We start from the raw sequence: 14,407 nt of genomic DNA, 5'->3' as shown, positions 1-14,407 counted from the left end.
CAATGAAATTCATGACCGGAGCTGAGATAAGGGAGAGTTATCTCAACTTCTTTGAATCGAAGGGCCACAAAAGAATACAGAGTGCTTCTCTTATCCCTAACGATCCACAACTGATGTTCACTGTTGCCGGTATGGTTCCTTTCAAACCAATCTTCTGGGGAAAAGTCGAAGCCACATACAAGAGAGTCACAACTTGTCAAAAGTGTGTGAGAACCAACGATATTGAAAATGTTGGTAGAACTCCCAGACATCAGACTTTTTTTGAAATGCTTGGAAACTTCTCGTTTGGAGATTATTTTAAGAGAGAAGCAATAAAGTGGGGCTGGGAGTTCGTTACGGAGCATTTGGCTCTACCGGATGAGCTCCTATGGGTTTCGATTTACCTAGATGACGATGAAGCGTTCTCAATATGGAGAGATGAAGTCGGAGTCCCCGAGAAGAAGATTGTTAGGCTTGGGAAGGCGGATAATTGGTGGGGACCAGCCGGCCCTTCGGGTCCTTGTGGACCTGATTCAGAGATTTTCATAGACAGGGGTTACGGAAACAACTGCCCTGATCCCGAAAACTGCAGTCCTGCTTGTGACTGCGGAAGATTCCTTGAATTCTGGAATCTTGTATTTACTGAGTTTAACCAGGATGAGGAAGGAAATCTCTCCTATCTAGAAAGAAAGAATATCGATACCGGATTCGGGCTTGAACGAGCTGCCTCGATTCTTCAGAATGTCGACTCAAACTTCGATACTGATCTGTTCATACCCATAATCAGGAAGATAGAAGAGCTTCTGGGAGTCAAGTACAAGGAGAAGGAAATCTCCGATGTCTCGATCAAAGTTATCGCAGATCATGCGAGATCAATTGCATTCATGGTTTCCGACGGAGTCTTACCTTCCAATGAGGGAAGGGGTTACGTGCTCAGGAGAGTCCTAAGGAGGGCTGTGAGGCACAGTTCTTTACTTGGCTACGATTCTCCATTTCTTTACAGAATAGTGGAGACGGTCGCTGAACAGATGGGGAACGTATATCCAGAGCTAAAAGACCGGCTTTCGTTTACGCAGGAAATCATAATGAAAGAGGAGGAGAGATTTCTTTCAACGCTGCTGAACGGCGAGAAGAGGCTTAAATCAATTCTAGTAGATAAGAAGGAACTGTCTGGCTCCGAGTTGTTCATTCTTCACGACACTTATGGATTTCCACTGGAACTTGTCGAAGAGATCGTTGCAGATACCGGCGTTACACTAGACAAAGAAGGTTATGAAAGAGAAATGAAGTTGCAAAGGGAGAGGGCAAGAGAGGCGTTGGGAGACAGGAAATATCTGGGAAACATCGAGGTCTACTCCAGTATCTTTCCAACGACCGGCAATTCAAAATTCACAGGTTACTCGAGACTTGAAGACAGATCGACCATAGTCGCGATTTTAAAGGACGGCGATGCCGTGGAAGCCCTTGAAGAAGGAGAGACTGGAGACGTCATCCTTGAAAAGACTCCCTTCTATCCCGAAAGAGGCGGGCAGGTAACGGACACCGGGCTTATCGAGACCGAGACAGCACTGGCTAGAGTTGAGAGTGTGTTCATTCCTTATCAAGAGATGATAGTCCACAGAATTTCAGTCGAAGAAGGAACGCTGCGGGTGAAGGATCAAGCCAGGCTAATTGTAGACACAGACCGAAGAAAAGCAATAATGAGAAATCACACCGCCACTCACTTGCTGCACGCAGCTCTCAGAAAAATCATAGGAGGCCACATTCATCAGTCTGGTTCACTGGTTCTACCTGACAGATTGCGCTTCGATTTCTCACACTTCCAGTCTTTGTCAACCGATGAGATAAATAAAGTGGAGAACATGGTTAACGAAGAGATCCTCAAAGCAAAACCAGTCGAAAAAGCAGAGAAGAGCTTCGATGAAATAAAGGGTGAAGACGTAATGGCCCTCTTTGAAGAAAAGTACGGCGACAAGGTTCGAGTAATCACTGTAGAGGGATTCAGCAGAGAACTGTGCGGAGGAACTCATGTAAACAACACCGGAGAAATCGGCCTCTTCAAGATTCTTTCGGAGACCTCCGTAGCGGCCGGAACAAGGAGAATTGAGGCAATAACCGGAACCACTTCGCTCGAATATTTTCGCAATCTTTTCAACAGACAGAAGACGATCAGAGAAGTACTTGAAGTTCCTGAGGATGTAATAATTCAGCGGCTTCAGGGCATACTCGACGAACTTAGGTCGGGAGGCCAGGAGATTGTCAGATTAAAAGAGAAGCTACTTTCAGGCGATGCACTAATGAAAGATAAGAGAATGACGGTCAAAGGCGTCAATCTGCTTATCAGAAGAGTAGAGAACGCGCCGTCCAGCGCTTTGAGAAACGGTGCAGATGTCCTCCTCAGCAAGGAAAATGGCGGCATAGTTATTATCTTCAATGAACTGGAAGATTCTATTTCTTTCGTCGTGAAGGTCGAGAAGAAACTTACTGACAGGTTCAAGGCAGGAGAAATCGCAAAGAAGATAGCCCACGACCTGGGAGGAGGAGGAGGAGGCAGGCCAGACTTCGCCCAGGCAGGTGGAAAGGATGTTTCAAAATTGGAAGCCATCATAGACAGGATCGATGAATACCTTTAATAATGAGTTTGACGATGCCTCCTTAGGCAGCCTCTTTGACGTCTCAGCCGCTCCCGACAAGCTTTCCCTTGACAGTCTTGCCTTTGTGGGAGATGCAGTGTACACTCTTTACTTCAGATTGAGGACTCTCCCGCAGGCGCATCGGAGGGCAGGTCATCAGCACAATATTGTGAAAGACTATGTAAGCGCTCCCGGTCAGAAAAAGGCTCTCGAAGAAATCGAAGGACTTCTCGATGAAGAGGAGAGGAAGATCGTCAGACGGGGTTACAATTCAAGAGGCTCGAAAAAACATGGGGACGACGAGGATTATAGAATGGCTACCGCTCTCGAGGTCCTTATTGGTCATCTATTCCTTGAGGGAAGAGTCAAAAGGATAAAAGATCTGCTCGAAAGGGTGATTTAATGTATCTCCATGGCAGAAATGTTCTGAAAGAACTGCTTGGAATCGACTCGTCACTACTGAGAATCAAACGAATACTCTTTACCAATCAGAGGAATGTCGATTCTCAGTTGCTTGAACTTGCCAACGAAGCGAAAGCTAAGGGGTTTAAAATAGAAGAGATGCCCCCGGAAAAACTCGCAAATCTCTGCCGAGAGAAGAAGCACCAGGGAGTGGTGATTGATCTCAAGGAGTTCTCATACGTGGATTCCGAAGAAATGCTCGATAATCTTGAAGAACAGAACACAGCAACCATTGTGCTTTTAGACCAGATCCAGGACCCACATAATCTTGGAGCGATTATCAGGACTTCGGTTGCGGTCGGGGCCGATGCCATTGCAATCACTTCAAGCAACTCTGCAGAAATTACTCCGGCAGTCGTAAAGGTCTCTGCAGGACTTGCCTTTAGTATCCCGGTAATCAAGATAGTCAATATGGCGCAATTTGAGAAATCTCTCAAAGAAAGAGGATTCTGGATATACGCTTCAGATATGGACGGAATCCCTTATTACGAAAACGAATATTCTGACAAATCGGCGATAATCTTCGGAAATGAGGGAAAAGGAGTCAGGCGGTTGGTGAAAGAGAGAAGCGACGTTCTCATTTCGATTCCCATGGAGAGAACGGTAGATTCACTGAATGTCGCTGCCGCTGCGGCTATTATCTTATTCGACAGACGACGCCAGCTCGCCGTACGAGGAGAGTGAACAAAACTAATGAGAATACGCGAACTGTCGTCCGATGTTGTTAGGAAGATTGCCGCAGGTGAAGTCGTAACGGGATGCTTTTCCGTAGTGAAAGAACTGGTGGAAAACAGTATAGATGCCGGTGCAACGGCTATTGAAATCGAGATCAAATCGGGCGGAAAAGAATACATAATGGTAAGAGACAACGGAAGAGGGATGACCAGAGAAGAAGCAAGCGTTGCTATTCTGCCTCATACTACCAGCAAGATTGTCTCCATAGATGATCTCGATACTCTTCTCACATTCGGCTTCCGGGGAGAGGCCCTTTCAACGATAGCCTCGGTGTCGCGCATGCGGCTGTCAACCGTCTCAGATACAGAGGAACTTGGGGTGGCTCTCGACATTGCCGGAGGCGATATCATAGGAGAGAAACCTCTCAGCGGTTCAAATGGAACTGCGGTCGAAGTCTACGATCTTCTCTATAACACGCCCGCCAGAAGGAAGTTCTTGAAATCCGCTTCAATTGAAGGCCGAATGGTAACTGAGATGGTTCAGAGGTTCATACTCGCATTCGACAAGATCGATTTCACTTATTCTCGGGATTCTCAAGTGATATTCGATACAAGGGGCCTTGAATCGGTCGAGGCCAGAGCTGCACTTATCTATCCAGGGCTTTCTGAAAAAGACTTGATACCAGTTTCGGAAAGCTCAGCAGAAATAAAGATACGGGGTTTTGTTACACTTCCAAATCGCACAAGAAAGAATAGAATGGGTGAAAACATCTTCGTGAACGGTAGATATGTGAGGCAATTTGAACTGAATTATGCTCTCGAGAGGGGTTACGGAGAGACTCTTCAAAAGGGGAATTTTCCTTTTGCAGTTCTCTTTATCGATATCGATCCTCACGAAGTCGATGTTAACATCCATCCACAGAAGCTCGAAGTGAAATTTGCGTCTACTTCATCCGTTCTGGATCAAGTGAAGAGAGCTGTACGGTCTGCCGTTAAAGGCGCCGGTCATTTCACAATCGATGTGGTTCATAGCGAAGAGAGCACCGCCGGAAGATCGGTTGAACGGAGAGATATCTCAGACATTGATCAGGAGCATTTAATAAGGGATCGCGGAATAAAACACTCCTGGAGGAACCAGAGAGTCTTCGATAACAGTGCGAGCGACACTTATGCGAAGTCCAGACTAGATCGTCACCTTTTCAGATCATTCACTCCCGCTGAAGAGCGCGAACAATCAGCAACCAAAGAAAAGAGTGTGGGAGCAAAAGCTAGCTTCATCGGCGTTTTCGGAGAACGGTATTTGATTGCGGAATTCGAGGACGGTCTCTTGTTGATCGATCAGCACGCCGCTCATGAGAGGATCATTTTCGAGGCTCTCAAAGAAAGCAAGAAGATCTCCCCTCAGAATCTTCTCATGCCGCTTGAGCTGAATCTCGAGAGGTCCAAAATGGATCTGATTATCGCGAGAGAGGAAGCGTTGAAGAAACTTGGGTTCACTTTCAATTTCGGCAATGATAAAATCATAATGGTATCCATTCCTCAAGTCATTAAGACGGAGGGTGCAATAGAGACTCTCGAGGAAATTCTAGATGAGATGAGGTTGGAAGGTCTTGAAACTCCCGAGAGGGTTTTCGATAATCTGTTAGCCTCAATCGCGTGCAAAGCGGCAATTAGGACTGGAAACAGACTTGACATAGGGCAGGCTGAAGTTCTCTTTGAAGAGTTGAAGAAGAAGAATCTTCTTGTATGCCCCCATGGAAGACCGATATCCATGGTAATAAGGCTGGAGGATCTGGACAGATACTTCTCCAGATAGCTCTCAGAAACAATGCTTCACATCAAGGGAAACCGGTGTGAATCCGGTACGGTCCCGCCACTGTAAGCGGTACGAACTCTGCACATGCCACTGGGCAACCGGGAAGGCGCAGACAGTAGATTGATCCGCAAGTCAGGAGACCTGTGTGAGGCTCAGATATCACCATCCTTCCGAGGCAGAGGGGTGGTGAAATTCCTTGCAGAAGAGGTGAGTTTTTTGAAGAGGTTTTTTGCAGTCGGCTTTATGGTACTGTTCTTTGTTCTGTCACTAGCATTTGAAATCGTGGATGATCTTGGAAGACTCGTGGCGATTGACAATCCCCCCGATAGGGTTGTCATAGCTTCGCCTGCGATCACCAGATATCTCGAAGTTCTGGGTGTATCATCCAGGATCGTAGGAGTGACTGACTGGGACCCGTATGCCTTATCGAATGAAGTGGAGAAAATAGGCAATCTCGTTCCTCTCAACCTTGAGAAGATTCTCTCGCTTGGTCCTGATCTGGTAATGATCTCTGGTGGCTTTCAAGAGCCGGAAGTTGCCAAGCTCGAGAAGATCGGGATCTCTACCTTCGTAATGAATCCAAACTCTTTCGAGGATATCTACAGAAACCTCATGGTTGTCGGCAATTTGTTCGGCATACCTGATAAAGGACGTATAACGGCGATGAACTTCAGAGATGAGGTTCTTGAAATCGCAAAAGACTCCTATAATGTTCCACAGAGTGAGAAGCCCAAAGTTGTGTATATAATGATAGTCGGTGAGGTAAGCGATATCTGGACTTGTGGAACGGGATCTTTCGTTAACCAGGCAATCGCATATGCCGGCGGAGCAAACGTCGGAGCACCTTACAGCGGAAATAACGGATGGTTTCCCGTCAGTCCTGAATTTGTTCTTAACTCCCAGCCGGACATAATTCTTGTGCCATATTATTACGAAGGCGGTCAGGAAGAGGCGGTAAAAATGATAACTTCTTACAAACCCTTTGCAGATCTTCCTGCAGTGAAGAATAACCGAGTCTACCCGCTTTACGACGGCCTAACCGCATATGCAAACCCTGATTTTGTGGACCTCGTGAAGACGTTGAAAGAGTTCTTCTATTGAAACGCGCTGCACTTTTCGCGTTTTTCTCCACAGCATCCGTACTTGGGATGCTGTGGCTCTCGAGTTTCGGAACAGTCAATTATTCGTTGAATGAGATTTTCGGCATATTTCTTGGAGACTCTTCGGAACCAGCTTCCAGTATCTATGTGAATCTCAGACTTCCGAGATTATTAGTGGCTTTCCTGATCGGCTCAGGGTTGGCGGTAGGTGGAAATGGACTTCAACTTACCCTAAAGAATCCCCTTGCAGACCCATATATTATCGGCATATCGGCAGGAGCCTCCTTTGGAGCTGTGTTGTCTTTGTTCTTGAGAGATGTTGGCAGAATATCGCTGAACATGGATCTCCTTGCTTTCGTCTTTGCCTTGTTTTCTTCATTCCTGACCTATACAATCTCCCGGAGAGGAGGGAGAATCCCTATAACAACACTCGTTCTTTCCGGAGTAATAGTCTCCTTTCTTTTCAACGCGGCGGTGACTTTTCTTGTCGTATTTGCCTGGCGAAATGTTATTACCTTGCACTTCTGGTCTCTCGGTTCTCTTTCGGGTGTTACCTGGGATGATTTTTTCAGACTACTTCCGATTATTATTCTTCAGTATGCTTTGTTCACGATAATTCGCCGAAGAATGATAATAATGGCAGCCGGAGAAGAACACGCCATAACCGTCGGAGTTCACCCGGAGCGCATAAAGTTCCTCGTATTCTTCACCGTATCAATCGTTTCGGCAATTGCAGTCGCAACAGCCGGTTTGATTGGTTTTGTGGGGCTTGTTATACCCCACATGGTTAGGCTGGCCTTTGGCACTGACAGCAAGCTGAACCTACCTGCAACTGCGATGTTCGGCGGGGTTTTTCTGGTGGTCTGCGATACCATTGCGAGAACGCTCTTTCAACCCACGGAACTCCCAATCGGTGCAGTGACTGCCCTGGTAGGCGCTCCCGTCTTCATATATCTTCTAAGAAGCAGGGAAGTGGCTAATGATGGTTGATCCAATACAGGTAAGAGATCTGCATTTCAGTTATGGAAAGGAAGAGGTTCTGAGTGGAATCGATCTGGAACTCAGGCACGGGGAAGTGCTTGGAATACTGGGACCAAACGGGAGTGGAAAATCAACTCTGATGGGTGTTATCTGTGGAATTAGAAAGAACTGGAACGGACTTGTGAAAATCATGGGAGAAGATCTTCACGGTCTCTCAACAAAAAAACTGGCAAGAATAGTATCTTACATACCACAGAGCTTCGAACCGTCATTCGATCTGAAAGTTGAGACTATTGTTTCGTTTGGAAGAAACCCACATTTGAGGGGACTGGGAAACTTAACAAATGAGGATTACATGATAATTGACGAATCGATGAGGCTTACGGAAGTATACGGATTCAAGGATCGTCCCTTCAGTACACTCAGCGGAGGCGAGAAACAGCGTGTAATAATCGCAAAGGCTCTTGCCCAGGAAGGAAAGATACTTCTTATGGACGAGTTCACAACTCATCTAGATCCGGGGCACGCAAGAAGAGTTGGAAAAATCGCGACTGATCTCGTCCGCGCAAAGGGACTAAGTGCAATAGCGATCTTTCACGATATAAATCAGGCGGTAGAGATTTCAGACACGCTCTTATTCATCAATAATGGAAGAGTGATTACTTCAGGCAAGGTCTGGGATGTCGTTACTCCGGAAATCATTAGGCAGGTTTACGACCTCAAATCAAAAATCATGCAAAACCCGGTCAGCGGGCTGCCGCTGGTAGTGTTCTACGATTGAGACATAGGATTGCTGACATCGGCTGCCTCGGCACCAGTTATCCTTACAAGTTCTTCGAAATTAGTCTCGACAGCGGAACCGGAAGTCCCCGCAGCAGGAAAAACAGTATCATACTGTTGAAGAGACTGGTCGACAATGATTTTGACTCCTGAAAGTCCAAAGGGACAAACTCCGCCTGGGGAGAAACCAGTCACTCTAAGCGTTAGGGTCCCATCGGCCAGACGAGGTTTCTCACCGGCTATCTTCTTCAGCTTCGAAAGCGAGACCTTCCGATCACCGGGGCAGACCACAAGATAAGCTCTTCCACTTTTGCAAGTGAAGAGAATCGACTTTGCAATTTGGCCGACTTTCACCTTCAACATCTGCGCAGCCGTCGTGGCTGTGGGTGTAGTCCCTTCGGGAAATTCGTAGAACTTCAGGTCGTTGGCCTTCAGTATTGCAAGCACCTTTTCTGGGATCATCGTACACCTCCGGGAAGGGAACTGAACTATGATACCACGAGCCCAAAAGTCGAATCGAAAATTCATTATCGAAGTGGAGAAGAAAATCCTACACAAAAAGCTTCGCTTAAATGAAAAGTGCCCACTCCTTCTGCGAAATTTCTCTATTCAAATATACATTCCATTACTTCAATTAAGAAATCGAAAAAGGTCATATAGATGCGATACACAAATACTCTTATTTGCAGTCGCAAGCGAGACCTTTTTAAGTTCATTTTCACTCTCTCCATTAGTACCGGGCCACTCTCGATAAAAATCCAACAATGACTGCAGTAACGCATGTTTCTATAGACTCTTTAGGCAGTTCGTCACAACCTTGAAGGCAGCTTGCCGTTATCTTCCTTACCGCGACAATCCAGCCTCCCTCTGACTCCCAATGGCCCTCTTCCAATAATCAATGGCTGGCGCTATACAGAACTCCGCACAAAAATAACTCAGCCGATAAACTCTTTCCGACCGTCTCAAGCGAAAAGTTCGGTTTCCTGATCGCCTTTACCGCCTGGCTAGCAATGTTTTTCCAATATCATGAAATATGTGTATAAAAACTATTTATTGCCTTTGGTTTACCATATGGTGTTCTGGTAAACTATGGTGCACATGCTCATGCGGCCCATCCAATTCAATCATTGGAGGTGGTATTATGAGGCGTACGGTAATTCTACTTCTGCTCTGTTTTCTTCTCTCAGTCTCTTTCGCAAACGATCAGGTTAAAGAAATGGAGACGCGCGTCGAACTTCCGGGTTGTTATATCATCAGATGCTACGGAAGCTGTTTCCGGGGCGATCAGGGATACGACTGCGTGCTAACTGGCAGAGCGGCGAACTTCGATGGCAACGGAAATCCACTGGCCGTAATATTACATCTCTATCTAGATTGTTACGTCGTTTTTTTCCTCGTTCAGTCCTGCAGTTTCAGCGGTGATTTTTCCGGCATCGGAGAGGTTGAAGGTTCGGTCGGTTGTTTCATAAACACCGGGCCTTATGAAGGCTCTTGTTTCACTTATGAGTCATCATGTGCCTGTTCGGACTCATAAAGTTTATCCGAAATGTCACAGATAACTGGAGGTGATTTTATGAAAAGAACAATGCTTGTTCTAATCCTTTCCCTGTGTTTCGTCACGACCTTTGCCGCCGGCCTTACAGGCTACTTGACTAAACAGATTCCATGGATGGCCGGAAACGAAATGACGCTCGTCCCGCTCAGCGAATCAAAACCTGACACTCTGGAAACTCCATCTATAGAAGGGTTGAAGTACGGCCTTCTCGAGCTCGGCGCCAAGCCGATAGTATTCGCGCTAATACCCGGAGAGATCCCCCTCCTGTGGATCGACGCGGACAACAACGGCAATGTGCTTGACGACCCAACGATCGCACCGGACTTCAAGGAGTCCCACCAAGACACAACGACCTACGAGTGGATTACCAGAGTCAAAGTCTTTTACGAACTCGATGGTTATTGGGAATCAAGATCTGTCAAACTGTTAGCCAGAAAGACGGGGTTGACTGGCGAGCTGGAGATCCGATATTGTTTGTACGAGCACATGGAGGGGTTAGTCTGGGGCGAAGACGGCCCGAGAAAGATCAAACTCTTCACGCAAGACCCCAAAGGTTTTTACTCTACCGACCAGGTTTACTTCGGAGTCGATACGGACGGCGACGGCGAAATAGCTCTAATCCATGACTCATATGAAATTTTCCTGCATAAGGAAGTCTTCTCTTTGAACGGCAGGGCATACAGACTCGGCGAGGTTTCCGAAGACGGGAAAAAGGTTTCCTTTGAGGAGACTAAGGAGACTCCGACGGAGAAACCGAAATTTCTCAAGGGACAACCTCTTCCAATTCCCGGAGTTCTCCAGACGGATCCAAGTGTTAATGCGGCCTTTTTTGAGGGGTCCCCCAGCCTGATCGTTCTCAGCAAAGTCTCGCCTGCGACAGTCGTCGAACCCGTATACACCGATTGCGACTGCAGTTCTCTGAGCGCTTTCGAAAGGTATAGATTGGACGGAATCATCGATCTCGCCCGGAGGTACACAGATCTGAAGGTTCTATGGATACTCACAGGAAAGGAGCAAGCTGAGCCGGAAGCGGCGCTGTTAGAAAATATCTATTTGAGAGACGAAAGAAGCTTGGCCGATTTCTACGGCTTCCCAGGCGAGGAGAGGGTTTTCATCGTCGATTCGAAGGGCGTTATCGTTGAACTGGACAGTTACTGGGTCGACGAGACCAGCCTCGACACTGATCGGCCGCAGAACGGAAAGTTGATGCTCAATTACTCCGACATAAAAAAGACTGTAGAAGCTCTGTACAAAACCAATTGAAGATCAGACCATTGGCAAATTGCACTTTCGGCAAAACGGAGAACCGCTCTTCAAATGAATGAGAGCGGTTCTCTTGATTTCACCTTCCGGCACAAGAACGTTCAACCCGTCGAGTCAATCCGTTCCCATACCGTTCACTATCACTGCTTTCGCCAGTTCGTGCGAGAGCGCGGTGAAATCCCTTCCCTCGATGTTGCTCAGCACCACCACAAAGATGTCGTCGTCGACATACCGATTTATTCTAGTCGAGGTACCCTTCGTGTCCCCGTCGTGATAAACGACCCTTCTGTACTCGCCATCTATAAGCTCGTTACCGATAAAGACTCCATAGCCTGCCTCGAAGAGTTCATTCGTTGGACTCTCCATTAGTCTTAAGGAGCTTTCTGAAAGCACTTCTCCGGAGGAAAGCGCTCTGTCCCACAGATACAGATCATACACAGTGGAGTATAACCCCCCCGCTCCACCGGGAAGCCTTCTATCGACCCAATCAGCAGGTCTTACGCTAGAGAGATCTATAACATAGGAATCACAGTAGTAAGGAAGACCCCATCCGCTATCGTATTCATTGTAATCGTAACCGGTATTATTCATTCCCAGTGGTTCGAAGAAGTTCGTTCTCAGATAATCATCATAGCGCTTCCCGCTTGCCCTTTCTATGATGACGCTGAGAAGAAAATACGCGCTGTTGCTGTAGAGAAAGCTGCTTCCAGGTTCAAATCTCAGAGGCAGAGAGGAGATGTAAGCGATTTCGGCTTCTTGAAGAGTTCTATCCTCCTCAAATTTCTTGACTTCTCCAAGAAGTTCTAACGTGTTAATCATTGTTGGAATTCCAGAAGAATGATTAAGCATCTGATGAATAAGGATTCTCTCTCCGTTAGGGAATTCGGGAATGAATTTTGCAACAGAATCTGAAAGAGATATTGTCCCCTCTTCCAGTAGCCTAAGAACTGCAGCTGCGGTAAACTGCTTGGTAATCGATGCAATTCTGAACTTCTTTTCAGGAGTGTTGGGGATATTCCTTTCAATGTCTGCCATTCCGTATCCTGCTGCGTGCAAGATCGCATCTCCTCTTGAGACAAGAACGGTTCCCCAAAAGCCTTCAAACGCAATACTCTTATTCATAACTTCATCTATGGGATTGGCAAATAGAAGAAAAGAAAGAGACGTGACAGATAACACTACAGTAGCCAGTCTTCTGAACAAAAGGCACCTCCAGTTGAGAGAGTTTGTGGAGCCCATAATCAATGATAACTCACTTCTGCAATACTGAGATGGATTCTGGATTAACCAATCGAATTGCTCGTCGTTCTGAGTTCACCTGCCGGAATTGATATCCACAGTATTCCTACCGAACCATCTGTCGCTTTCACCGGCTTTGAATTAAGTCTATTGAATCTCCAAGAGGCTCTTATTTTAACTGGTGGCTCAAAGAGAGAGTCTTTCTGCACAGTCATGAGCCAAATCGATCATCGCTTCGATGAGCAGAATGAAATCATCTGCGTTAGACTATAGTTGAAATACAACGGTTGGCAAATCTATTTCATATGTCTCACTTTGAAAGCAGCATTAGGTCTCTGCAGCCATAAAGATTAAAATAACAAATGTTGAGGACGCAATGATCGAAGCATATCCGACGGCTGCACCAGAGAGGTTACTGAAAAGATTTGTTTAGGGAGGAATGAAATGAGAAAGATTCTCTTGATAATAATGCTTTCTATTATTTCTTTGACCAGTTTGCTGTCTCAAAAAATCGTGGTCGCAGTGATGCAGGATCCCGATTTTCTTGATCCACATAGAGCGGCTGCTTCGGGCACTTACGAAATGATGTTCAACGTATTTGAGGGTCTCCTCAAACCCGACTCGAATGGAAGTGTTGTTCCGGCTGTGGCCGAGAGTTACCATATATCGGAGGACGGCCTGACCTATACTTTTACGTTAAGAAGCGGTGTGAAGTTCCATAACGGATTTGAGGTCACAGTTGACGATGTTCTGTACTCTCTCAACAGGCTGAAAGGAAACAATCAGGAAAGGGGCCTTTCATCAGACTTCGAAAAATTCGTCTCAAAGATCGAAGCGGTAGATGAAGAGACAATAAAGGTGGAACTCAGTACCTTGAACACCGACTTTCTCGAGAAGTTCATCATCGCGATAATTCCCGCAAATAACGACAACCATGAAGTCAACCCGATAGGAACTGGACCGTTCAAATTCGTCAAGTATCAGCCGGGTCAGAGGCTTGTAATAGAGAAATTCGACGAATACTGGAATCCCGAGCTGCCTATAGTGGACGAAGTCGAATTCAGAATAATTCCCGACAACCAGGCTGCTATCATGAGTTTCATGGCCGGGGACGTTCAGATACTTCCAAGACTCGATGCAATTCAGGCAATGGTTCTGGGTAATCGATTCAACTTAATTACTGCAGAGCAAAACATGGTCCAGTTGATGGCAATGAACCATGCGGTCAGCCCCTTCGACGACATTAGAGTCAGGAGGGCGATTAACCATGCAGTGGACAAGGACGAGATTATAGAAATCGTGGCTGGCGGTTACGGGACGAAGCTCGGTTCAAACATGTCGCCGATAATGAGCATGTATCATCAGGAGGGTCTCGAGGATTACTATGAAACCAGTTTGGTAAGGTCAAGACAGCTTCTTTCTGAGGCAGGGTATCCCGACGGTTTCAGCACAAAGATCACAGTACCTTCGAACTATCAGTTTCACATAGATACAGCCCAGATAATTGTCGAACAGCTTAAGAGAGTTGGCATAGAAGCCGAAATAGAGCTGGTAGAATGGAGCGTATGGCTGGACAAGGTCTATACGTCAAGAGAGTACGAAATGACAATAATTGGTCTCACTGGGAAACTAAGCGCATACGATATTTTGAGGCGATACGTTTCCGATTATCCGAGAAACTTTTACAACTACTTCAACATCGAATACGATCGAGTGGTCAAAATGGCCATTGAAAAAACGGACATTGAAGAGAAGGCCTCTCTATTTAAGCAGGCACAGATAATCCTCACAGAAGACGCTGCGGCAGTTTACATAATGGATCCCAACTTCTTTGTGGCACTTGCTCCTAATCTATTTGGGTACAAGGTCTATCCACTGTACGTACAGGATATGTCAACTCTTTATTACCGTTAGGGAGGAGCGTC

Annotated in this window: 12 protein-coding genes and 1 riboswitch; of the genes, 10 read left to right on the top strand and 2 right to left on the bottom strand. The window is 46.4% G+C overall.

The genetic code is table 11. The features are described 5' to 3' along the window. The first annotated feature begins 2 nt into the window (after positions 1-2). The 7 genes from alaS (at position 3) to RJ60_RS11065 (ending at position 8,426) form a co-directional block, all read left to right on the top strand. On the top strand, positions 3-2,612 hold the full coding sequence (gene alaS / locus RJ60_RS11095; protein ID WP_099830394.1) for an alanine--tRNA ligase: 2,610 nt from the start codon (positions 3-5) through the stop codon (positions 2,610-2,612). Then, a complete protein-coding gene (locus RJ60_RS11090) occupies positions 2,599-3,015 on the top strand; it encodes a Mini-ribonuclease 3 (RefSeq protein ID WP_099830393.1) in 417 nt (138 codons plus the stop codon). Before alaS ends, RJ60_RS11090 begins: the two co-directional genes overlap by 14 nt. Beyond that, a complete protein-coding gene (gene rlmB, locus RJ60_RS11085; RefSeq protein ID WP_099830392.1) occupies positions 3,015-3,758 on the top strand; it encodes a 23S rRNA (guanosine(2251)-2'-O)-methyltransferase RlmB in 744 nt (247 codons plus the stop codon). The genes RJ60_RS11090 and rlmB overlap by 1 nt, the downstream gene beginning before the upstream one ends. Positions 3,759-3,767: 9 nt before the next feature. Next, the gene (gene mutL, locus RJ60_RS11080) at positions 3,768-5,564 is read left to right on the top strand and encodes a DNA mismatch repair endonuclease MutL (RefSeq protein ID WP_099830391.1); all 1,797 of its coding nucleotides are present in this window, start codon (positions 3,768-3,770) and stop codon (positions 5,562-5,564) included. A 2-nt stretch (positions 5,565-5,566) separates the two neighbouring features. After that, positions 5,567-5,728, top strand: a riboswitch (cobalamin riboswitch). A 43-nt stretch (positions 5,729-5,771) separates the two neighbouring features. Then, positions 5,772-6,665 (top strand): ABC transporter substrate-binding protein, encoded by an 894-nt coding sequence (locus RJ60_RS11075; protein WP_243392386.1) that lies wholly within the window; start codon positions 5,772-5,774, stop codon positions 6,663-6,665. Further along, positions 6,662-7,654, top strand: a complete 993-nt coding sequence (locus RJ60_RS11070; protein ID WP_099830390.1) for an iron ABC transporter permease — start codon at positions 6,662-6,664, stop codon at positions 7,652-7,654. The genes RJ60_RS11075 and RJ60_RS11070 overlap by 4 nt, the downstream gene beginning before the upstream one ends. Then, positions 7,644-8,426: an ABC transporter ATP-binding protein gene (locus RJ60_RS11065; RefSeq protein WP_243392382.1), complete on the top strand. Its 783-nt coding sequence runs from the start codon at positions 7,644-7,646 to the stop codon at positions 8,424-8,426. The genes RJ60_RS11070 and RJ60_RS11065 overlap by 11 nt, the downstream gene beginning before the upstream one ends. Here the strand turns inward: RJ60_RS11065 and RJ60_RS11060 are convergent. Beyond that, on the bottom strand, positions 8,417-8,887 hold the full coding sequence (locus RJ60_RS11060) for a YbaK/EbsC family protein (protein ID WP_099830389.1): 471 nt from the start codon (positions 8,885-8,887) through the stop codon (positions 8,417-8,419). The two genes, RJ60_RS11065 and RJ60_RS11060, sit on opposite strands and share 10 nt — an antisense overlap. 679 nt (positions 8,888-9,566) lie before the next feature. Between RJ60_RS11060 and RJ60_RS11055 the strand changes: the two genes are divergently transcribed. Both RJ60_RS11055 and RJ60_RS11050 read left to right on the top strand, forming a co-directional pair. Beyond that, positions 9,567-9,959 (top strand): hypothetical protein, encoded by a 393-nt coding sequence (locus tag RJ60_RS11055; protein WP_099830388.1) that lies wholly within the window; start codon positions 9,567-9,569, stop codon positions 9,957-9,959. Between the two features lie 39 nt (positions 9,960-9,998). Next, on the top strand, positions 9,999-11,243 hold the full coding sequence (locus tag RJ60_RS11050) for a hypothetical protein (RefSeq protein ID WP_099830387.1): 1,245 nt from the start codon (positions 9,999-10,001) through the stop codon (positions 11,241-11,243). A gap of 114 nt (positions 11,244-11,357) precedes the next feature. Here RJ60_RS11050 and RJ60_RS11045 read toward each other — a convergent pair whose 3' ends face one another. Next, positions 11,358-12,446, bottom strand: a complete 1,089-nt coding sequence (locus RJ60_RS11045; RefSeq protein WP_099830386.1) for a serine hydrolase — start codon at positions 12,444-12,446, stop codon at positions 11,358-11,360. A gap of 480 nt (positions 12,447-12,926) precedes the next feature. On the opposite strand from RJ60_RS11045, the gene RJ60_RS11040 reads away from it, so the two are divergent. Then, positions 12,927-14,396: an ABC transporter substrate-binding protein gene (locus RJ60_RS11040; protein ID WP_099830385.1), complete on the top strand. Its 1,470-nt coding sequence runs from the start codon at positions 12,927-12,929 to the stop codon at positions 14,394-14,396. The last annotated feature ends 11 nt before the right edge of the window (positions 14,397-14,407 follow it).

Origin of the sequence: Mesotoga sp. B105.6.4 (assembly GCF_002896535.1) — a bacterium.
GTDB lineage: Bacteria > Thermotogota > Thermotogae > Petrotogales > Kosmotogaceae > Mesotoga.
The sequence above is the reverse complement of the archived record's forward strand: the minus strand, read 5'-3'. Positions and strand labels throughout refer to the sequence as shown.